Source organism: Halosegnis marinus (assembly GCF_029338355.1).
Classification (GTDB): domain Archaea; phylum Halobacteriota; class Halobacteria; order Halobacteriales; family Haloarculaceae; genus Halosegnis; species Halosegnis marinus.
In genome coordinates, this window is record NZ_CP119802.1 from 2,126,198 (window position 1) to 2,145,157 (window position 18,960).

The 18,960-nt window shown below is 67.7% G+C and carries 22 protein-coding genes, 1 tRNA gene and 1 pseudogene; 10 read left to right on the plus strand and 14 right to left on the minus strand.

The features are described 5' to 3' along the window. The first annotated feature begins 78 nt into the window (after positions 1-78). Together P2T37_RS11800 and P2T37_RS11805 are read left to right on the plus strand one after the other, a co-directional pair. Positions 79-978, plus strand: a complete 900-nt coding sequence (locus tag P2T37_RS11800) for an SDR family NAD(P)-dependent oxidoreductase (protein ID WP_276234144.1) — start codon at positions 79-81, stop codon at positions 976-978. A gap of 702 nt (positions 979-1,680) precedes the next feature. Then, a complete protein-coding gene (locus P2T37_RS11805; RefSeq protein ID WP_276234145.1) occupies positions 1,681-2,709 on the plus strand; it encodes an outer membrane protein assembly factor BamB family protein in 1,029 nt (342 codons plus the stop codon). Positions 2,710-2,917: 208 nt separating this feature from the next. On the opposite strand, the gene P2T37_RS11810 is transcribed toward P2T37_RS11805, so the two are convergent. The 8 genes and pseudogenes from P2T37_RS11810 to P2T37_RS11850 form a co-directional block, all read right to left on the minus strand. Continuing rightward, the gene (locus P2T37_RS11810) at positions 2,918-4,276 is read right to left on the minus strand and encodes a DUF6498-containing protein (protein WP_276234146.1); all 1,359 of its coding nucleotides are present in this window, start codon (positions 4,274-4,276) and stop codon (positions 2,918-2,920) included. Positions 4,277-4,390: 114 nt separating this feature from the next. After that, positions 4,391-4,840 (minus strand): outer membrane protein assembly factor BamB family protein, encoded by a 450-nt coding sequence (locus tag P2T37_RS11815; RefSeq protein ID WP_276234147.1) that lies wholly within the window; start codon positions 4,838-4,840, stop codon positions 4,391-4,393. A gap of 101 nt (positions 4,841-4,941) precedes the next feature. Beyond that, positions 4,942-5,763, minus strand: coding sequence for an ABC transporter permease (locus P2T37_RS11820; RefSeq protein ID WP_276234148.1), 822 nt, complete (start codon positions 5,761-5,763; stop codon positions 4,942-4,944). Then, positions 5,760-6,731, minus strand: coding sequence for an ABC transporter ATP-binding protein (locus P2T37_RS11825; RefSeq protein ID WP_276234149.1), 972 nt, complete (start codon positions 6,729-6,731; stop codon positions 5,760-5,762). Before P2T37_RS11825 ends, P2T37_RS11820 begins: the two co-directional genes overlap by 4 nt. Positions 6,732-6,737: 6 nt before the next feature. Then, positions 6,738-6,938 (minus strand): hypothetical protein, encoded by a 201-nt coding sequence (locus P2T37_RS11830; protein WP_276234150.1) that lies wholly within the window; start codon positions 6,936-6,938, stop codon positions 6,738-6,740. Continuing rightward, positions 6,935-7,657: a sensor domain-containing protein gene (locus P2T37_RS11835; RefSeq protein ID WP_276234151.1), complete on the minus strand. Its 723-nt coding sequence runs from the start codon at positions 7,655-7,657 to the stop codon at positions 6,935-6,937. The genes P2T37_RS11830 and P2T37_RS11835 overlap by 4 nt, the downstream gene beginning before the upstream one ends. 191 nt (positions 7,658-7,848) lie before the next feature. Then, positions 7,849-8,670: pseudogene (locus tag P2T37_RS15470) on the minus strand (glycosyltransferase family 2 protein). 222 nt (positions 8,671-8,892) lie between these two features. Further along, a complete protein-coding gene (locus tag P2T37_RS11850; protein ID WP_276234155.1) occupies positions 8,893-9,102 on the minus strand; it encodes a hypothetical protein in 210 nt (69 codons plus the stop codon). Positions 9,103-9,388: 286 nt separating this feature from the next. Here P2T37_RS11850 and P2T37_RS11855 point away from each other — a divergent pair, with 286 nt between their 5' ends. Both P2T37_RS11855 and P2T37_RS11860 read left to right on the plus strand, forming a co-directional pair. Continuing rightward, positions 9,389-9,778: a hypothetical protein gene (locus P2T37_RS11855; protein WP_276234156.1), complete on the plus strand. Its 390-nt coding sequence runs from the start codon at positions 9,389-9,391 to the stop codon at positions 9,776-9,778. A 136-nt stretch (positions 9,779-9,914) separates the two neighbouring features. Then, on the plus strand, positions 9,915-10,046 hold the full coding sequence (locus P2T37_RS11860) for a hypothetical protein (RefSeq protein WP_276234157.1): 132 nt from the start codon (positions 9,915-9,917) through the stop codon (positions 10,044-10,046). Between the two features lie 262 nt (positions 10,047-10,308). Here the strand turns inward: P2T37_RS11860 and P2T37_RS11865 are convergent. Beyond that, positions 10,309-10,383, minus strand: a tRNA-Arg gene (locus P2T37_RS11865). Between the two features lie 80 nt (positions 10,384-10,463). Between P2T37_RS11865 and P2T37_RS11870 the strand changes: the two genes are divergently transcribed. From P2T37_RS11870 to P2T37_RS11880, 3 genes are all read left to right on the plus strand, one after another. Continuing rightward, positions 10,464-11,315, plus strand: a complete 852-nt coding sequence (locus P2T37_RS11870; protein WP_276234158.1) for a geranylgeranylglycerol-phosphate geranylgeranyltransferase — start codon at positions 10,464-10,466, stop codon at positions 11,313-11,315. 129 nt (positions 11,316-11,444) lie between these two features. Further along, positions 11,445-12,050: an RAD55 family ATPase gene (locus P2T37_RS11875; RefSeq protein ID WP_276234159.1), complete on the plus strand. Its 606-nt coding sequence runs from the start codon at positions 11,445-11,447 to the stop codon at positions 12,048-12,050. Positions 12,051-12,089: 39 nt separating this feature from the next. Then, positions 12,090-12,500: a CoA-binding protein gene (locus tag P2T37_RS11880; RefSeq protein ID WP_276234160.1), complete on the plus strand. Its 411-nt coding sequence runs from the start codon at positions 12,090-12,092 to the stop codon at positions 12,498-12,500. Here the strand turns inward: P2T37_RS11880 and meaB are convergent, their stop codons facing one another. Both meaB and P2T37_RS11890 read right to left on the minus strand, forming a co-directional pair. Continuing rightward, positions 12,501-13,565 carry a methylmalonyl Co-A mutase-associated GTPase MeaB gene (gene meaB, locus P2T37_RS11885; RefSeq protein WP_276234161.1) on the minus strand — a complete coding sequence of 355 codons (1,065 nt, stop codon included), beginning with the start codon at positions 13,563-13,565 and terminating at the stop codon, positions 12,501-12,503. Beyond that, positions 13,562-13,981 (minus strand): cobalamin B12-binding domain-containing protein, encoded by a 420-nt coding sequence (locus tag P2T37_RS11890; RefSeq protein ID WP_276234162.1) that lies wholly within the window; start codon positions 13,979-13,981, stop codon positions 13,562-13,564. Before P2T37_RS11890 ends, meaB begins: the two co-directional genes overlap by 4 nt. Before the next feature lie 124 nt (positions 13,982-14,105). On the opposite strand from P2T37_RS11890, the gene P2T37_RS11895 reads away from it, so the two are divergent. Beyond that, positions 14,106-14,690: a DUF420 domain-containing protein gene (locus tag P2T37_RS11895; RefSeq protein WP_276234163.1), complete on the plus strand. Its 585-nt coding sequence runs from the start codon at positions 14,106-14,108 to the stop codon at positions 14,688-14,690. A gap of 102 nt (positions 14,691-14,792) precedes the next feature. Further along, positions 14,793-15,827: a S1C family serine protease gene (locus tag P2T37_RS11900; RefSeq protein ID WP_276234164.1), complete on the plus strand. Its 1,035-nt coding sequence runs from the start codon at positions 14,793-14,795 to the stop codon at positions 15,825-15,827. On the opposite strand, the gene P2T37_RS11905 is transcribed toward P2T37_RS11900, so the two are convergent. After that, positions 15,824-16,204 carry a DUF7964 domain-containing protein gene (locus P2T37_RS11905; protein ID WP_276234166.1) on the minus strand — a complete coding sequence of 127 codons (381 nt, stop codon included), beginning with the start codon at positions 16,202-16,204 and terminating at the stop codon, positions 15,824-15,826. The genes P2T37_RS11900 and P2T37_RS11905 overlap by 4 nt on opposite strands. Positions 16,205-16,283: 79 nt before the next feature. On the opposite strand from P2T37_RS11905, the gene P2T37_RS11910 reads away from it, so the two are divergent. Further along, entirely contained in the window at positions 16,284-17,234 is a 951-nt protein-coding gene (locus P2T37_RS11910) for a hypothetical protein (protein WP_276234167.1), read from the plus strand. A gap of 1 nt (position 17,235) precedes the next feature. Here P2T37_RS11910 and P2T37_RS11915 read toward each other — a convergent pair whose 3' ends face one another. Beyond that, complete coding sequence (locus P2T37_RS11915) at positions 17,236-18,015, minus strand: ABC transporter permease (RefSeq protein ID WP_276234168.1); 780 nt, start codon at positions 18,013-18,015, stop codon at positions 17,236-17,238. Further along, positions 18,008-18,931 carry an ABC transporter ATP-binding protein gene (locus tag P2T37_RS11920; RefSeq protein ID WP_276234169.1) on the minus strand — a complete coding sequence of 308 codons (924 nt, stop codon included), beginning with the start codon at positions 18,929-18,931 and terminating at the stop codon, positions 18,008-18,010. The genes P2T37_RS11915 and P2T37_RS11920 overlap by 8 nt, the downstream gene beginning before the upstream one ends. Positions 18,932-18,960 lie beyond the last annotated feature (29 nt).

Genomic DNA, 18,960 nt, shown 5'->3' on the forward strand with positions numbered 1-18,960 from the left:
GGGGACTCCACCGTCCGGGAACCGGACGCGACGAGCGGGACGGAGGTACAAGTGCCGTCCCTCCGTGGCTCGGGACGAATGCTCGAAGAGACGGTGCAGATCGTATGCGGTGCCGGGGGCGGACTCGGCGAGGAGACGGCGGTCGCGATGGCCGACCACGGCGCGACGGTCGTCGTCAACGACCTCGGCGTGGACGTCGACGGAACGGGCGCGGACGCCGAACCGGCCCGGGAGACCGCGGACCGAATCGAGGACGCCGGCGGCGAGGCGATGGTCCACTACGGCGACGTGACCGACCTCTCGTACACCGAGGCGCTGGTCGCGGACACCGTCGAGGAGTACGGCGCGGTCCACGGCGTCATCAACTACGCCGGCATCCTCCGCGACTCGATGGTGTTCAACATGGAAGAGGCCGAGTGGGACGCGGTCATCGACGTCCACCTGAAGGGCCACTTCTCGGTCGTCCGGGCGATATCGCGCCACTGGCGCGAGCGATACAAGGCTCGGGACGGCTTCGAGCGGCAACGCTCGCTGACCTGTGTGTCGAGCGGGGTCGCGGCCGGCAACCCCGGTCAGGCGAACTACTCGGCCGCGAAGGCGGGCATCCTCGGTCTGATGCGGACGACGGCGCGCGAACTCCACCAGTACGACGTCCGGGCGAACGCGCTGTGGCCCACGGCCCTGACGCGGATGACCGAGGACCTCCCGGGGATGGCGGGAGCCGACGAGGGGACGATGGGGCCACAGCTCGTCCCCGGCGTCCCGGTGTTCCTGGCGAGCGAGGCCGCCGAGGACGTGAACGGCGTGACGCTCGCCGTCGCCGGGGGGACGCTGTCGGTCGTGTCCGACCCCGAGCGCGGGCGGTCGCTCTCGAAGGACCTGGATGCGGACGGCCGGTGGACCGCGGCGGAGATCGAAGCGCGGTGGGACGAGCTCACCGACGGCGTGAACACGATGCGGATGAGTCCCGGTTACTGAGGAAGGAGCCCGAGAAGTGAGCGACGAGGGAGGGGACGAGCCCTGAGGGATTGTGAACCACGGTCGCTCGCGCTGCTCGCTCCCTGCTTCAAACCCCGTGACTCGCTCTGCTCGTCACGGACGTTCCTCGCAGAAGCGAGCCCTGAGGGGAGAGAACCGCAGTAGGGCGTCGGAACAGACTGCCGCTCTACGATTATATGCGAGGAGCCGCAGCAACTATTCCGAGTGACACTGCTACTGCCCGCTCTGCGGGGAGCGTGGGGTTGCTTTTCCAGAAAAAGGGAATCCACTTCGAGCGACGACCCGACCAAGCCCACGATCCCCTGATCCAGTCACGAAAATCGGCCGTTGCGTTGGTACAACGTTGCTTTCAGTTAGCGCCGGGACTAACTGCCTCTCCCCATTTGTAATCGGTATGAACGGTCTTTCACATCGTCGTCGACAAACAGAGAGATACAAGCACTCGCCCCCGGATAATACAGACGAGTTCACGCTGACCGCTACGGCTGCTGCTCATTCCACCTATAGGGGTGACTCGTGACTCGGAAAGTGACGCGTCGTGCACTCCTCGGGACGGTCGGGCTAACGGCGACCGCTGGCTGTCTTGGCTTTGACGCTAACGAGGAGAGTGCTCAGAGGGGTGGGTCAACTGATGGCGCCGGCTTCTCAACCTGGGAGTTCGGAGCGCAGCCGGCCGTGCCGATGGTGCGGTACGACGCGTCGAACACTGGCTCGATACCCGACACGACTGGCCCAAAGACCGCACCGACCGAGACCTGGCAGACCGACCAGACCCTCGGGAGTCCGGCCCGGCCGACGACGCTGCGGGACGTTCTGTTTACCAACGCCACCAACGGCATCGCGGGGTTCACGACGGATGGCGAGCGTCGCTGGGCCTATCGAACGAACCAGCCGGACTTCAACCCGACACCCCCGGTGGTTGTCGATGATCGGGTATTCGCGACCCGAACGACCGCGCTGTTTGCTCTCGACGCGAAGGTCGGCGCCGAGCGGTGGGTGTTCACCCCCTCCCGGCAAACTAACCGCCTCAGTGCCCCCGCTGTCGCGGGTGATACTGTCTACGTCGTCGGCCAACACCCGGAGCACCCACCGACGCTGTGGGCGTTGGCTCGCGGTGACGGTACTGTCCGTTGGCGGGTGGAATTGGGCGGCGAGACGGCGGCGCCACCGATTGTGGACGGCGGAGCGGTCTACTGTGTCACGACGAACGGCGGGTTGTACGCCGTCGACATCGATGACCGAACTACGACGTGGACGCGGTCGCTCTCGCCCGTCGTGGGGCCGCCTGCCGTAGGTGCGAGCGGTGTGTTCGTCCCGCTTGACGACGAAGTTGTCGCGTACGGGACGGACGGCTCGTCCCGATGGCGAACTCCGGGCGTGACGGGGCCACGCAGCGCACACGACGGGTTAGTCGCGAGCAACGGGACGGTCTACGGTGTACGTCCCGACGAACAGGGGCTTGTCGCTCTGTCAACCGAGACCGGCGACGAGCAGTGGCGAGTCCAACAGTCCACGGACACCAGGTCACCAATCGTCGTTGACGAAACCGTCTACGCACAGGATACTGCCGGCAGTATCCGTGCTCTCTCGACAGCGGACGGGGTCGAACAGTGGTCGACGCGCGGGCTACCCCGTGAGGCGACCGGCATCACGGTCACCGGCGGCGGACTCATCGTGGGCGGTGACGGGCTGTTGGCGCGGTACGACTGAGCGGCGCCCCAAGTCTTTCGTCGGCTGCGCGACTCTCAGCTGAAGTAAGCGACGGCGCGGAAGACTCTGCTCGAGAAAGACTGTTACCGGCGGTCGGACGAGGATGGCAGCGGTCGGCATGGAATCCCCCGGACAGCTGCTATCCGCCAGCAGCTGTGGCGACAACTGCCTCGGAAGTCACTCCCCTTCGTCTATTGTGCCGGCTACATCAGTTGGTAGACTGCTGCCCCCGTGTTTCCGAGAGGCCGAGACATTCGAGAACTGCCCCGGCGTTCGATAGGTGGCGAACTGTCAACGGAACACTCTGGTTCGCAATATCGCTCGTTTTCACCTCCTCGGGTGGCGGCGCGAGCATCTGTATTTCCGGAACTTCGGGCGGATTCGTCACCTCGAAATCAAGGGTCTCGGTACTCAGACGTTCGTCAACTCGGTCTTGGGTTACGGTTACGCCGGCGACATCACCGACGGCGACCTTCGACTGGGGTTCGCCGAGAAGGCGATCGAATACCACCAGCTGGTCGGTGTAACAGCGGTACTCGAGCGTACCGTACCGTAGATACCTCGTCAGAGACCGAACGCTACCCAGCAGAATCGCTAATGCCCCGACAGAAAGAAGAATTCCGGAACTTTCGGCGATGATTCCGAGGGCCACGAGCAATCCGAGGACAGCTGTCACTTCGCCGTTCCAGAACACGTACCGAACACCCGAACCGAGTGCGTCGATCAAAGCAGTCGACCGGCTCATGGAGAACCGCGCCTTGGGAGAACTGTCCGGCATGGTGACCGGCTCGGGGGAAATCTCTGATTTCTGACTCCCGTACAGTTTCGCGAACCAGCTCCTGCGTTGGGGGTTCCGAGCGAGTTGAAGCGTCCGGACGTCGTATCCGAGCTTGCCGATTGCGAGTCCGACGACTGCCAGGCGGGGAGACACGAGCGGAGTTTCGGCGCCACCAGACTCGAGGCCCAGAAAGACGATGAACAACACACCGAGGACGAAGAGATACTTGGCCGGATTCAGGAGAACCGACCGAGGCGAGTGCTCCTCGTATCCCCCGGCGGAGAAGAACTGGCGCCAGATGGCTATCGAACGTCCGACAACTACCGTCGTCCCACCGATCAAGAACGAGGCCGCAACCGATTGCGTAATCGTCGGACGGGTGAGAGCGACCAACACGAATCCCATGCTCACGACTACGAACGTGACCACGAGTGCCGTAATGAACGTCGGCACGTTTCGGAGATATATCGGTGGCAGCGGCCTGGCGAGTCCGGTCGAACCGCGCTTCTGTTGCAAGGGGCCGAGGAGTTCGAATCGGCGTCGCGAGTCGTTCAACGCCCGTCTGAGGAAATTGTTCGGCCGCTTCCGAGCGAACAGCGTCTGAACGGCGGCCCAGAGGCAGATCGTTGCGAGCTCGGCTAGATAGACCAACAGGAGAGTCTCGGGCCGCCACCCGGCGACTGCGACGCCGATGATAGGGACGAGGTTTCCGATTGCGACGACGACTGATTCGCTGTATAGTGGGAACTCGAAGCTACGGGGCAAGATATTCAGTTTCAATATGCTCATATCAGATCAGGCGTGTTCATGGAGCTGTCTCCTAATGGTAACTCCAACCAACCTGTACAGAGCGTGCAGCAATCGGGACATCTCGTAATAGAGCGGTGACCGGCTCTCATCGTCTCAAGATGTCGGCTCCGATTCGAACACTCGAAGTATGCCCATGTACATCCGGAATACGATTAATCGGTCACTCCCGCGTCGACACTGAGCAGGCCGAAGCGACGTCTCGACGAACCACTCGCGGTTACCGTCAGACCGGTACAGGGCCCGGACACCATCACAGCCCGCGACGTACACGCGTTCGCCTTCGGCGGCGAGTCCCGTCGAGAGACACAAGCTGCCGTCGCGCTCGGCGTCCGCCTCGAACGCCTCGGCGTCCCAGCCGGTCTTCCACCGGGTCTCCCCATCCGTCGGTGAGAGCGCGTGGAGTCGCAGCCGATCCATCGCGTACAACGTCCCGTCGGCGAGGTGAGGTCGACCGCTGATGCCTCGTCGCCAGCGAACCCGTTCCGAGGACGGGCCGAGCAGGCCGAGACATCCCGTACTGGCCCCCGCGAAGAATGCACTCATCGACCCGAGGAAGCTACGACGAGAGACCATACCCACCGTAGCTGTCCCCCAGCTGAAGTAGCGTTCGACCTGTCGGTCGGCTGGGGTGCCGAGGCGTTGGGTTAGCCAAGGTCGGCACCCTGGAACAGTCGATACCCGACCAACGGGCCGACTATGGCTACGAACAGGACGACCCCAGCGGAGATCATAGTGGGCCCGAGTCCGGTCTCACTCGTCGCCGGCGTTAGGGCGGCCAACAGCCATTCGGCGACGAACCCCAGCGAGATCGTGGGATTGAGCGCGGGGACGTACCCGTGTAGGTCGGGCGGGAGGGCGGCCCGCAGTCCGGGCTCCAGCACGGCCTTCCAGACCGGAGCGTTCCACGCCAGTACGATGTAGGTGCCGGCGACGGCGGCCAGCGCGCGGTACTGTGAGGCGAACGCGGCCGACAAACCGGTCGCGAACGCCGTCCAACAGAGCGCGTAAACGACGACCCAGACGGAGACGGCACCGAACCCGGCGACCGGGAGGCTTCCGCGGCCGAACGCGACGAGGCCACCGAGGAGCATTAACAGGGCTCCGACCACCAGGGCCAACAGGACGCTGCGGGCGAGGAGCTTCCCAGCCAACACGTCCCGGCGTGTGGCCGAGAGGCTCAACAGCAGGCGGACGCCCCCCGATTCGCGTTCGCTCGCCACCGCGGCGTACCCCAGCGCCGCCACTAGGAGGAACAGATATGTCGAGAGATAGCCGGGAATACGACCGACTGCCCTGACGGCTGCCGGGGCCGCGTTCTCGACGGCGTGGAGCCCCGTCACCATCGACCAGAACGAGGGAACGACTAGGAGGAAGAGGAGGCCGAACGCGCCCCAGAACAGCCGACTTCGGCGTGCCTCGGCGAGGTCGCGCCGGGCGACGGGGAGGTACCGACTTTCTCGACTCATTCGACCGCCTCCTGGGCCATCACTGGTCTCCCCGTGGTCTCCCGCTCGTCATCGGTCAGCGTCAGGAACAGTTGCTCCAGCGACCCGCCGCGCCCATCGACGTCGAGGAGGGTCGCGTCAGCAGCGTCCAGCCGCGCGACGACCGACCCGGTGGCCTCAGGGTCACGGCAGGTCACCCGGACGCCGGCCTCACGCTCGTCGACGCTGGTGACGCCGGTGAGTCCCTCTAGCTCCACCTCCGGCGGCCGCTCGGCGAGCGTCAGGACGACCGAACGGTCGGTGTCCAGCCGCTCCCGGAGGCGGGTGACGGTGTCGACGACGACGAATTCGCCCTCGGACAGAATGCCCACCCGGTCACAGAGGGTCTCGATCTGCTCGGTGATGTGACTCGAGAGCAGTACGGCCGCCCCCCGGTCGCGCTCCTCACGCACCAGCGTCCGGACGCGACGAGCACCCGCGGGGTCGAGTCCCGCGAGCGGTTCATCGAGTACAAGGAGGTCGGGTCGGCCGACCAGTGCCATCGCCAGCCCGAGACGCTGGCGCATCCCCTTCGAGAACCCACCGACGGGTCGGTCGACCGCGTCGCCGAGTCCGACCCGTTCGAGCTTCCGCTCGGGCGTGGGGTCGGCGTCCTTCATCTCGGCCGCGAACCGGAGGTGTTCGCGGGCACTCGCCCGCTCATAGTAGCCGGTCGCCTCCGGCAGCACCCCGACCCGTCGGCGCACCGCACGAGGGGCGGTCTCTGGGTCGTGGCCGCAGACGCGAACCGACCCGCTGGTCGGCCGGACGAAGTCCAGCAGAATGTCGATGGTGGTCGACTTGCCGGCCCCGTTCGGCCCGAGGAACCCGAACACCTCCCCCGGGCCGACCTGGAAGCTCAGTCCGTCGACGGCGGTCACCTCACCGTAGCGTTTGGTGAGCGAGTCCACCTCGAGACGAGGCGTCTCGCCCGAGTCGAATCGCGTCATGGCCGCTCACCCACCTCCCTCGACGAGCACTGGCCCGATGAGTCCGATCCCGGCCATCAGGAGGCCGGTGACGACGAGGAGGCTCCCGAGACTCGGGTTCCCCGGTGGGTAGCCCCACGTGGACATCTGGAGGTCGCGGAAGGCGCCGATGAGCACGAGCACGACGCCGAACAGCTGCGTTCGGAGCCCGAGCGAAGCAGTTGTCACGCGGTCCCCCCGGCGTCGACACGCAGCAGGGCAGCGGTGTAGCGGGCCTGCACCCGTGTCAGCAGGTTCAGCAGGTTCAACGCCAGCACGCCGAGGACGAGGCCACCGGCCGCGACGACCAGCGCCTCGGGGAGCGTGTCGATTACCCACGGGCCGACGCTGTAGGCACCGACGCCGGCCTCGCTCACCAGCCCGAGACTCACGGTCGCGTCCTCGTAGACGAACGGCGCTGCGATCAGCGTGGCCGTGACCGCAGCACTCGTCACCAGCGCGACGAACGAGACGATGCCGAACACGAACTTCGACAGCACGAGCACCACGCTCGTCCACGTCGAGGGAGCGGTCAGGAGTCGCCGGACGGCGTCGAGGAACCCGTCACCGGGGAGGACGAGCCCCTGCTCAAGCGTGCTCTCGCGGAGGACGGCCGGCACCGACGCCTCAACGCCGACCAGCCTGGTCGCGAGCCACGCCTCGAGACTGGCCGCGAGCGTCGTCGTGCTTAGCGTCACGAGCAGGATAGGGAGGCCGACCAGCGTGATCAGGAGGCCGACCCCGAGCGCCACCCCCGTCACCAGTCCGACGAAGTAGCCGAGACCGAGCGGTAACGCCAGGGCGAGATACAACAGATTGCGATACGTCTGGCCGCGGAACGGAGCCCCCATGACGCGCTGGAAGGCATCGGTCGCTCGGATCGTCGACCGCGTCGTGTTCGTTGACATGGGTCGTCGCAAGTGTGACGGCCCACCGACATAATCGATTGGTTATTTGAAACGACGATTTGTGCAAGGCTGTCCCACACGGTCAGGACGGCCTTGGGAAGTCAGCCCAGCGGCCGATAGATGGCTCCATTCTGTGAAAATAGCCTATATAGAAGTGGCACTACCATCGAGTCAGCTTACTCTGACAGTCGTCACTCGCTCAGTACCTCGACGTCAAACTTCGACCGCCAGCGGTAGCGTCGCCCACCCCAGACGAACGTATCACGAGCGAGGCCATACAATCCAAGCGGGGCCGCGGCAACGAGCGCCGGCACGGCGAGCAGCGCCGAGGCACGGCGAACCCCGAATCCGGTGTACACACCAGCGGTCAGTGCCGTCACCACCGCCATCAGCGGTGGGAAGAGAAGAAAGCCAAACAGGGTGGCGAGCAATCCACCGAAAGAGACCATCGCCACCGTCGGGTCGAAGGTGGCAAACGTCTGGTTGAACCGTACGTGCCGTTCGAGCGTCTGACGGAGTTCTTTTTAAAACGCCGTCTCGTCGAAGTCGCTTCGGTCGAAGATGACGGCCCCACCCCAGGCGTGATCGCCGGTGTAGGTACCGAGCGTTCCACCGATGGCGTAGATCGGTTCCAACAGGATCGCAAGCGGATCTTGCCCGACGAACACCGGGAGCTCCGTCGTCGGGCCGTATTCAGCATAGTCCTCGTGTAGGCGGTCGAGCCAGTCTGGTGGATGATAGAAGTCGTCGTCAGTCCAGACGAGGCGGTCGTGACGAGCCGTCTCTATCCCGACAGCGATTGCGTTCGCTTTTCCGGAGCATCCGATCGGGTCGCCGCCGGCGACCAGACGAACCTGCTCCGGTAATGAGTCACGGTTTGCAACCGGATCGTCGCCGTTGTCGTGAATGACGAGTAACTCGTCTTCTGGACGTAACTGGGCAGCGACCTGATCGCACGCATCCGTCCAGGAAACCGTCGGCAGGAGTACGCTCGTCGGCTCACAGGAGGGCATGTAGAACACCTGTTAGAATAGCGGCATAAATGCCTCGGAGTCGCTAAGTCTGACAGAAACTCACAGGGCGAAATGTGCCGTGTATTCGGTAGGAGCTTCGGTATTCGAGGTGACATACAATCAGCTTCAGAACCTGATTATGGTTAAGACGGGGCAGCGGAACGAGCAGTGTACGAGAGACGGGGAATTACTTCGACACGAGAGAGACGAACAGCTCAGCGGTCAGGGCTGTGCGGTTGGCGTCTCGGACGTCTCGAAGCGCTCGGCCCACTGGATGAACCGCTCGAAGCCCAGCAGGACGACCACGAACAGCCCTAGGAACACACCCGCGGCCACGAGGTCGAGCGTGCCGGTGAACGCGATGACCGCGAACAGGTACGCGACAGAGGCGGCGACGAGGCTGGCGACGATGAGTCGAATACGGGAATCCATACACCCTGGATATTCGTTTCAGATATTAATCATTCCGTGAGTCGAGATACACCAGAACACCCACCTATGGTATTCTCTGGAGAGATTCGGGTGCTCAACCCGCACCGTTTATACAGCACACAACGACCAACGCACTCGGTCTCTGACAGGAACGGGGTAACCGAAACAGAGAATGCAGTCAGCAGCCGGCCGGTGGTCTGTTTCAGCACCTGCCCACTGGAGACGCCACCAGAACGAGAGTGCGTGTGTAGCGAAACGTCTTCACTGAGAAGGACAGTCCGGAGGTATGACCAAGCGCCTGCGGACTGTCGCAACTACTATCGTTGAGTTCATCGCGCTCACCGAGCGTCGTCGTCTCCTCGTCGTTGCCGGAGTCCCGGTCGTACTTGCGGCACTGTTGTACGAGGTGAACATGCTCGGCACCGCCGTTCTTCTCCTCGCCGCTGGGGTAGCGGCGTTTCTCTACACGCGACCGACGGCTCAGAAGACGGTAGCAGCCGGCGCCTACGCGACTGGAGTGGTGCTGATCGGGCTCGTCCTGCTTCTGTTGTACTGGAACTGGGCACAAGCCGGCACAGCAGCACCAGCAGCCATCGTCGCAGCGCATCTCTGGTGGGTGGTGACGGGCACGGTACTGATTGGACTCGGATTGTGGCTTCGCCAGACCGAGCTCTGACACTGTACGACTCGAAAGAGGCAGTCCTGACCGAATCGTGTACCGTCTGTACTGACCGATTCGAGGCGGTAAAATCGTGTCCTAAACCGGTGACCGACTCGCGCCCTCTATTCAGCACGACCTCTGACACTTACTAATGGAAGAGGAGTCCAACAGAGCAGTTCTGAAGCAATTCGCGAAAATAGGATTTGGGTCTGTACATGCCGATGCCGCGGATTTAATATCCACAATAGATGATTTCTTCATAGACAAGCAGCTGCTGCTATAGCTCGTATTCACCGGATTCATCCGCGAGTTGGAGAGTGGGGTTTCTACGTTCGGCGGAGTCACCGATGGTAGACGGCTGAAACTCTCGCGGAATCCGAACATACCAACTGCGCAAATAATGTGATAAATATGACTATAGAACTCAAAAATGCACGGAGGACGCGGCTCCAACCCTTTGAGGGTTGGAATCCTCGCTAGTCGCGGCCAAAGTTATATATACACCGACGCGCTGTCCCGCAAATCCTGAGCAACGGGGAGAGGGACGAGCCCTGAGGGATTTGAACCCCCGGCAACGTGGTCCGAAGCCACGCACTCTGTCCAGGCTGAGCTAAGGGCCCTACAGGGCGGTAGCGCGGTGCCGCTCAAAAGCCCTTCCATGGACCGACGCGTTGAAGCCGCGGCCGGGACACCGCCCGGCATGGAGCGTGCCCGCGGCCTGCTCGAACTCACGCGGCCGGGCAACGCCGTCTCCGCCGGCCTGCTGACGGCCATCGGGGCCGTCGTCGCCGGCGCGGGTTCCACGTCGGGACTGGTGCTCGACGCGGGCCCGACGGTTCGAGCGGCGGCGGCCGTCCTCGCTACCGTCCTCGCGGTGGGCGCGGGCAACGCCATCAACGACTACTTCGACCGGGACATCGACCGGGTGAACAAGCCCGACCGGCCCATCCCGCGGGGCGCGGTGTCGCCGCGCGGCGCCCTCGTCTTCTCGCTTGCGCTGTTCACCGCAGCCGTGGCGCTGGCGCTCGTCCTGCCGCTCGTGGCCGTCGCCATCGCGGTGGTGAACCTCCTCGCGCTCGTCGCGTACACGGAGCTGTTCAAGGGATTACCGGGGGTGGGCAACGCGCTCGTCGCCTACCTCGGCGGCTCGACGTTCCTGTTCGGCGGGACGGCCGTCGGCGGGCCGCTCGACGCCGTGTTCGTGCTCTTCGTCCTCGCGGCGCTGGCGACGTTCGCCCGCGAGGTGGTGAAGGACGTCGAGGACGTCGCCGGCGACCGCGAGGAGGGACTCGCGACGCTGCCCATCGCCTACGGGGAGGGGACCGCGCTCCGAGTCGCGGCCGTCGCGCTCGCGCTCGCCGTTCTCGCCAGCCCGGCGCCGTACCTGCTCGCCGGGTTCGGCGTCGCGTACCTGCTCGCGGTTACGGTCGCGGACGCGGTGATGGTGGCCGCCGCCTACCGGAGCTTCGGGGACGCGACGACCGGCCAGACGTGGCTGAAGTACGGACAGCTGCTCGCGGCGGGCGCGTTCGTCGTGGGTCGGCTGGCGTGACCGGGCCACGCACGGCCGAGAGACGGCGACGGCTCCCGCAAGCAAAAACGCTAAATGCGCGTCGCGGGGTGTATATCGTAATGCAAGGGTCCGTCCTGTGCGTCCGAGCAGCGCGGGCGGGGTTCCGCGATGTATGACCTCGGGGGTCCCCTCGACGGGAGCGAGGTCGCGCCCGGGACGAACCTCCTCCTGTCCGGCCCGCCGCTGAGCGGCAAGACGGCCGTCGGCTACGAGCTGCTGGAGGCCGGCGCCCGCCGCGGCGAGGGCGCGCTCGTCGTCTCGAACAAACACAGCGCCGAGCGCGTCCGGGCCGAACACCCGGACCTCTTCGAGTACGACGTCCCCGTCGGCATCGTCGACTGCGTGACGAAACACCAGGGTCAGGGGACCATCGCCGACACCGACCTCGTCCAGTACGCCTCCTCGCCGGAGGACATGACGGGCATCGGTATCAAGTTCTCCGAACTGCTCGAACAGTTCTACAGCCGGCAGGGCGTAACGCGCAACCGCGCGCTGTTCGTCTCCGTCTCCACGCTGTTGATGTACTCCGACCTCCAGACGGTGTTCCGCTTCCTCCACGTGTTCACCTCCCGCATCGAGAACGCCGACGCGCTCGGGCTGTTCGTCATCCAGTCGGAGGCCCACGACGCCCAGACGATGAACACGCTCTCACAGCTGTTCGACGGCGTCATCGAGACGGACGAGGAGGGCGAGTTGACGGCGAACCTGCCGTAGCGCGCCACGCTTTTCGCCCCGCGTCCCTTCCTTCTGGTTATGCCCGTCACCGACGACGAGACGCTGCGCGAGCTACTCGACGCCGAGACCGTCGCCGTCGTGGGCTGTTCCGCCACCCCCGGCAAGGCGGCCCACGGCGTCCCGAAGTACCTGCAGGAGCACGGCTACCGCATCGTCCCGGTCAACCCCACGACCGACGAGGTGCTCGGCGAGCGCGCCTACGACTCGCTGTCGGCGGTCGAGGAGGACATCGACATCGTGGACGTGTTCCGCCCGAGCGCCGAGGTTCCCGGCATCGTCGACGAGGTGCTCGCGCGCGACGACGTCGAGACGGTGTGGCTCCAACTGAACATCCGCGACGACGCGGCCGGCGAGCGCGTCGAGGACTCGGGGCGCGCCTTCGTCCAGGACAAGTGCATCAAGGTCGAACACGGCCGCCTCGTCGCCTGACTACTCCCGCGCGTCGCCGACGCAGTCGCGTATCGGCGCCGTGACCTCCGCGGCCACCGCGTAGGGGTCCGTCTCGCGGTCGAGCACCGCGTCCACGTAGGCGTCCAGTCCCCCCCGCGCGTCAACCTCCTCGCGGACGAGGTCGGCGGCCTCCGCGCGCAACAGCCGGCGTATCTCCTCCTCCGTGCGCTCGCGCCGCCGCGATTCGAGTTCGCCGGAGGACTCCAGCCACGCCCGGTGGTCCACCAGCGTGTCGAGGAACCCCTCGACCCCGTCGCCGGTCTTGGCGACCGTCTCGACCACGGGCGGCTCCCACCCGTCGCGTTCCCCGTCGTCGTCCTCCTCGTCGTCGGACAACGCCGACTCGTCCATCCCGTGGTGGCCCGCGGTCCCCGCCAGCGGCGAGGCGTCGCGCATGTGAACCATCTCCTTCAGTTCCTGCACCGTGCGGTCCGCGCCCTCCATGTCGGCCTTGTTGACGACGAACACGTCCGCGATTTCGAGGATGCCGGCCTTCAGCATCTGCACGTCGTCGCCCGACGAGGGCGGGACGAGGACGGCCACCGTGTCGGCGGTGCCGACGATGTCCACCTCGTTCTGCCCCGCGCCGACCGTCTCGATGATGATGCGGTCCTTCCCGAACGCGTCGAGCGCCTTCACCGCGTCCGTCGTCGCCGTCGAGAGGCCGCCGAGCGTGCCGCGCGCGGACATCGACCGGAAGAACACGTCCATGTCGCCGACGTTCGAGGCCATCCGGATGCGGTCCCCGAGGACGGCCCCGCCGGTGAAGGGCGAGGAGGGGTCGATGGCGATGACGCCGACCGTCTCGCCCCGCCGTCGATAGGTCTCGGCCATCTTGTCCACGAGCGTCGATTTGCCCGCGCCGGGCGACCCGGTGATGCCGACGACGGTGGCGTCGCCCGTGTGTTCGTGGAGCGCGCTCACGAGGTCGCGGTAGCCCGGCGCGCGGTCCTCTATCTTCGAGATGACGCGCGCGAGCGCCCGGTGTTTCCCCGCGAGGAGCTCCTCGATGAGCCGGTCGGTCTCGGCCTCCGCGCCGCTCATCGCTCGGGGACGTTCTCGCGGATGAAGTCGATGGTCTCGGCCATCGACGCGCCGGGACCGAAGATGGCGTCGACCCCCGCCTCCCGGAGGCCGGGGCGGTCGTCCTCCGGGACGATGCCGCCGACGATTATCAGGGTGTCCTCGAACGCGTCGTACTCTTCCAGCCCCGCGACGATCTTCGGGACCAGCGTGTTGTGTGCTCCCGAGAGGATGGAGATGCCCAGCACGTCCACGTCCTCCTGGACCGCCGCCTGGACGATCTCGTCGGGCGACTTGTGGAGCCCGGAGTAGATGACCTCGAAGCCGGCGTCGCGGAAGGCGCGCGCGATGACGTGCGCGCCGCGGTCGTGGCCGTCGAGGCCGACCTTCGCGACGAGACAGCGGATGGTTCGCTCCTCGTGGTCCTGCGTGCTCATACGGCCTCCTGCGTCGCGCGCCGCTTTCACAGTTACGGAGGGGGGTTCCACCGCGGTTGTCTCCGGACAACTCGGGTTGTGCCGAAAGCGGAACCGCTACTTGTCGGCCTTCCCTACTCGGCCTATGGCAACTGCGGACGCCGCCGTCGTGAAACAGCACCCGCGGGCGACCGTCGCCGTCCTCACCGCCGTCGGCTACGCGCTCGTCGTCGGCACCCTGTACGTCGGCCTCCCCATCTACCCGACCATCGACCTCCCGACCGTGAACCTCCTGTCGCACGCCATCGCGGCGGTGAACACCGTCACGGTCGTCTGTCTGCTCGCCGGCTGGCGCGAGATACGCCGCGGGAACGTCCGCCGACACCGCGCGCTCATGCTCGCGTCGTTCGCGCTCATCCTCGTCTTCCTCGTGATGTACCTCCTGAAGACGGGCGGCGGCGGCCGGAAGGACTTCGTCGGCCCGACGCTGCCGTACTACGGCTACCTCGCGATGCTCGGCATCCATATCGTGCTCTCCATCCTCTCGGTGCCGCTCGTCCTCTACAACGTCGTCGTCGGCCTGACCCACACGACGGAGGAGATGACGCGGACCGCCCACAAGCGCGTTGGCCGGGTCGCCGTCGCCGTCTGGGCCGTCTCGCTCACCCTCGGCGTGCTCGCGTACGTCCTCCTGAACCACGTGTACGCCTTCGAGTTCGTGCCCGCGTGAGCGGCTTCCGACGATAGGACCCCCGCGGCGCACGACCGCTCGCCCCTCATATACTCGCCTCGCTTACCTCGGGTTACTGTGTGGCTACGTGCCACACGTCCCATGACAGAACTCGACACTCGAACCCTGTACCGCGACACCGTCCCCTCGGTGGTGTCGGTGTACGTGGCCGCCGACGCCGCCGGCCGCGGCCGCGCCTCCGGCTCCGGCTTCGTCTACGACGACGGGCACGTCCTCACGAACGACCACGTCGTCGGCCGCGCCGCGGAGGCGGAACTCCGCTTCGCCGACGGCTCGTGGCGCGTCGGCCGCGTCGTCGGGAGCGACCCGTACACCGACCTCGCCGTCCTCGCCGTGGACGACCTGCCCCCCGACGCCCGTCCGCTCCCGCTCGCCGAGTCGCCCCCCGAACCCGGCACCCCCGTCGCCGCGTTCGGCAACCCGATGGGGCTCGACGGCTCCGTCTCCACGGGCATCGTCTCGGGGGCGAACCGCTCGATGCCGACTGGGAACGGCTTCACCATCCCCGACACGGTCCAGACGGACGCGGCCATCAACCCCGGCAACTCCGGGGGACCGCTCGTCGACTCGTCCGGCCGCGTCGTCGGCGTGAACCGCGCGAAGGGCGGCGACAACATCGGCTTCGCCGTCTCCGCGGCCGTCGTCGCCCGCGTCGTCCCCGCCCTGCTCGACGGCGGCGGCTACGCCCACCCGTACCTCCGGGTGCGGACGCTCGACGTGTCGCCCTCCGTCGCCCGCGCCAACGGCCTCGACGCGACGCGCGGCGTCCTCGTCGTCGACGTCGCCGAGGGGCCCGCGGAGGGCGTCCTCGTCGCCTCGCACACGACCCGGCGCGTCGGCGGCGCGGAGGTCCCCGTCGGCGGCGACGTCATCCTCGCCGTGGACGGCGCGCCGACGGACTCCCACGAGGCCCTGCTGAGACATCTCCTGCTCGACGCCGAACCCGGACAGGCCGTCGAGCTCCGCCTCCTCCGCGACGGCGTCGAGGCGACCGAACGCGTGACGCTCGCCACCCGGCCCGCGCCCGAGCGCCGCGGCCGACGGGGGCGGCGGGGTCGCCGCGGCCGCCGCGACCCGCCCGAGGCCGAGTCGGGCGTCGATATCCCCGTCCGCTAGTCCTCCCCGCCTCCCTCGCGCTTCTCGCGGACGTGTTCGACCAGCGCCGTCGGGCCGTCGGACTCGGCCCACCGCTGCTCCGTCTCCCGCGCCCACGTCTGGAGGTCGCGCCCGACCGCCTCCAACTGGTCTCTGACCGCCTCGCCGGCCGGTTCGCTCGCGACCCGTGTCCACCCCGAGTCCATGTCGTAGCCGACGCCCACGACCCGCCCCTCCTCGCCGGGCGTCACGAGCACCGCGGCGGGGACGAGCTTCGCCTCGGAGCCGTCGATGTCGAACACCGCGGCCGGGAACACCGCGCGGAACCGCCCGGCCTCGTTCAGCTCTCGGAGTTCGGCGAGTTCGAACGGGCGGTCCGGCAGCGACGACAGGTGCATACCCCCTCGTCGCGCCGGGCGCGACAAACGCCTGCCGGTCCGCCGACACGGTGATACCCTCGTCCGCCGTCAGGAACGCATGAACCCCACACGGTACGACTACCTCGCCCTCCTCGGGGCGGCGCTCGTCGCCGTCGCCGCCCTCGTGCCCGGCGTCCGGGCCGTCGCCGCGTTCGTCGGCGGCGTCTACCTCCTGCTCGCGGGCTACGCGACGCTCCACGGCGCGGCCCCGACGCGAGCGGCGCTCGCGGCCGGGACGACCGCCCTCCTCGTCGGTACCCTGCTCGCCCTGTCCGCGCGCGCCGGCCTCCTCGCGCTTCCGCCGGTGGTCGCCGCCGGCGATACGCTCCCCGCGCACGCGCTCTCCGGGTTCGCCCTGACGCTCGCGCTCGCGCCGCTGCCGGCGGCGTTCGCCCTCGCCGCCTCGGGGCGGGCGCTCGACAGGGGACCGTACGTCCTCGCCGCGGTCGCCGCCGCCGTCGGGGGGCCGCTCGCGGCCGTCGCGCTCGCCCGCTGGCTCGGGACCGCCGTCGGGACGGCCGAGGTCGCGGTCGGCACCCTCGCCGCGGGCGCCCTGCTCGCGGGCGGGCCGGCCTACCTCGCCTTCCGCCGGCGCGTCCCCGGCGTCGCCGACGCCTACCCCTCGCTCGACGACCTGCCGCTGTCGCGCCCTACCATCGTCGCCCTGCTGTGGCTCCTCGTCGTCGTCTCCGGGTGGGGCCCGGTCAGGGTCGTCTCCGGCGCGGTCCTCTCGCGGCCGTGGGGCGTCGTCCCGCCCGACTCCGTGCTGGCCGTCCCGTTCGTCCTCCTGCTCGTCGCCGCCGCGTACGTCGCCGTCGGCCTCCGGAACCACCCGGCGTGGCCGGAGCGCCTGTTCGGCCTCGCCGTCGTCGGCTACGCGGTCGGCGCGCTCGCGTACGCGGCGCTGACGCTCGCCGACGTGTCGGTCGCCACGCCGCGCTACCTCGGGTTCGGCGCGACGGTGCTCGTGACGGTCCTCGCGGCCGTCGCGCTCGTCCGGCGGCTCTGACTCAGTCCGTCCGCGGGATGGCGACCGCGCCGGCCACGAAGAACGCGACCGCGAGCGCCGCGAGCACGGCGAGGTTGAACAGTTCGGGCGGGAGCGCGCCCGGCACCGTCGAGGCCGCCACGGTCCCCTCCGGGACGTACGCCGCGGCGCGGACGCCCCGCGAGAAGTACGTGAGCGGCGAGAGCCACAGCGGGAGCCACTCCGGGAGCAGGCCCGGCGGGACGAACGTCTCCGAGAGGAACAGGAGGGGGAGCGCCACCCCGTTCGACGCCGCGATGACGCCGTCCTGCGAGTCGGAGACGCGCCCGAGCACCGCGCCCAGCCCACAGAACAGCGCGACGCCGAACACGACGTAGGGAACCAGAAGCGGCGAGAACCGCACCGACGCGCCCGTGACGGCGACGACGAGCGCGAGGATGCCCGCGGCCGCGGCCCCGATGACGGCGACGTTCACGAGCGTCTGCCCGGCGAGCCACTCCCACCGCCGGAGGGGCGTGGTCGCCAGCTTCTCGAAGCGGTTCCCCTCGCGGTGGCGCGCGACCTCGCTCCCCACGCGCGACAGCGGCGTGAAGAGGACGACGACGGCGAGGTAGCCGGGGACGTAGTAGCCCGGCGGCTCCGTGAACACGCCGCCCGACCCGCCCGCGGTGTTCACCAGCGCGCCGAATATCAGGATGATGATGGCCGGGAAGAAGAACGTGAAGAAGACGGCTGTGCGCCGCCGCAGGAACGCCTTGCCCGCGGCGACCGTCTCTGCGCGCACGCGGCGGACTCTACTCACTGTTCACCTCCCGGGGGTCGCCCCCCGTGCCGACGGCCTGCCCGCTCAGTTGGAGGTACACCTCCTCCAAGTCAGGCTGTCGCCACAGCAGGCCGTCGTACTCGACGCCGGCGTCCGCGAGCGCGTCCGCGACCCCGCCCACGTCCTCGGGGGCCACGTCGTCAACGACGAGGCGGCGCTCGTCCGGGACGAACGCGAACCCCGCCGATTCGAGGGCCGCGCGGGCGGCCGCCACGTCCGCAGCGCGCACCTCGACGCGGGGCGCGCCGCCGTACTCGCTCACGAGGTCGCGGGGCGACCCCTCGGCGACCATGCGGCCGTCCGCGAGCAGGCCCACGCGGTCGCAGAGACGCTCGGCCTCCTCCATGTAGTGGGTCGTCACGAGCACGGTCGCGCCCGCGTCGGCGAGCGACTCCACGAGCCCCCACACGTCGCGGCGGCCCTGTGGGTCGATGCCGGTGGTCGGCTCGTCGAGGAACAGCACCTCGGGGTCGTTCACGAGCGCGGTGGCGACGCAGGCGCGCCGCTTCTGCCCCCCGGAGAGGTTCTCGTAGTAGGTGTCCGCGGCGTCGGCGAGGCCCACGTCCGCGAGCACGGCGTCGGTGTCGCGCGCCTCGTCGTAGAGCCCGCCGTAGTAGTCGACGAGTTCGCGCGCGGTGAGCCGTTCGGGCGGCGAGAACTCCTGCGGGAGCAGGCCGACGAGTTGGGGGTCGGCGTCGGCCGGGTCGCGCCCGAGCAGTTCGACCTCTCCCTCCGGCTCGGTCGTCCCGGTGAGCGCGCGCACGAGCGTCGTCTTGCCGGCCCCGTTCGGCCCGATGAGACCGTACACCTCGCCCGCCTCGACGGCGAGCGAGACGCCGTCGAGCGCGACCGTCCCGCCGTAGGCGCGGCGCACGTCGGACGCGCGGATGGTCATACGCCCGCTCGTGGCGCGCCCGTCTAAGC

Coding starts and splice junctions, on each gene's coding strand:
- P2T37_RS11800 (WP_276234144.1), top strand. CDS start 79: ATGCTCGAAGAGACGGTGCAGATCGTATGCGGTGCCGGGGGCGGACTC.
- P2T37_RS11805 (WP_276234145.1), top strand. CDS start 1,681: ATGGTGCGGTACGACGCGTCGAACACTGGCTCGATACCCGACACGACT.
- P2T37_RS11810 (WP_276234146.1), bottom strand. CDS start 4,276: ATGAGCATATTGAAACTGAATATCTTGCCCCGTAGCTTCGAGTTCCCA.
- P2T37_RS11815 (WP_276234147.1), bottom strand. CDS start 4,840: ATGAGTGCATTCTTCGCGGGGGCCAGTACGGGATGTCTCGGCCTGCTC.
- P2T37_RS11820 (WP_276234148.1), bottom strand. CDS start 5,763: ATGAGTCGAGAAAGTCGGTACCTCCCCGTCGCCCGGCGCGACCTCGCC.
- P2T37_RS11825 (WP_276234149.1), bottom strand. CDS start 6,731: ATGACGCGATTCGACTCGGGCGAGACGCCTCGTCTCGAGGTGGACTCG.
- P2T37_RS11835 (WP_276234151.1), bottom strand. CDS start 7,657: ATGTCAACGAACACGACGCGGTCGACGATCCGAGCGACCGATGCCTTC.
- P2T37_RS11850 (WP_276234155.1), bottom strand. CDS start 9,102: ATGGATTCCCGTATTCGACTCATCGTCGCCAGCCTCGTCGCCGCCTCT.
- P2T37_RS11855 (WP_276234156.1), top strand. CDS start 9,389: ATGACCAAGCGCCTGCGGACTGTCGCAACTACTATCGTTGAGTTCATC.
- P2T37_RS11860 (WP_276234157.1), top strand. CDS start 9,915: ATGGAAGAGGAGTCCAACAGAGCAGTTCTGAAGCAATTCGCGAAAATA.
- P2T37_RS11870 (WP_276234158.1), top strand. CDS start 10,464: ATGGAGCGTGCCCGCGGCCTGCTCGAACTCACGCGGCCGGGCAACGCC.
- P2T37_RS11875 (WP_276234159.1), top strand. CDS start 11,445: ATGTATGACCTCGGGGGTCCCCTCGACGGGAGCGAGGTCGCGCCCGGG.
- P2T37_RS11880 (WP_276234160.1), top strand. CDS start 12,090: ATGCCCGTCACCGACGACGAGACGCTGCGCGAGCTACTCGACGCCGAG.
- meaB (WP_276234161.1), bottom strand. CDS start 13,565: ATGAGCGGCGCGGAGGCCGAGACCGACCGGCTCATCGAGGAGCTCCTC.
- P2T37_RS11890 (WP_276234162.1), bottom strand. CDS start 13,981: ATGAGCACGCAGGACCACGAGGAGCGAACCATCCGCTGTCTCGTCGCG.
- P2T37_RS11895 (WP_276234163.1), top strand. CDS start 14,106: ATGGCAACTGCGGACGCCGCCGTCGTGAAACAGCACCCGCGGGCGACC.
- P2T37_RS11900 (WP_276234164.1), top strand. CDS start 14,793: ATGACAGAACTCGACACTCGAACCCTGTACCGCGACACCGTCCCCTCG.
- P2T37_RS11905 (WP_276234166.1), bottom strand. CDS start 16,204: ATGCACCTGTCGTCGCTGCCGGACCGCCCGTTCGAACTCGCCGAACTC.
- P2T37_RS11910 (WP_276234167.1), top strand. CDS start 16,284: ATGAACCCCACACGGTACGACTACCTCGCCCTCCTCGGGGCGGCGCTC.
- P2T37_RS11920 (WP_276234169.1), bottom strand. CDS start 18,931: ATGACCATCCGCGCGTCCGACGTGCGCCGCGCCTACGGCGGGACGGTC.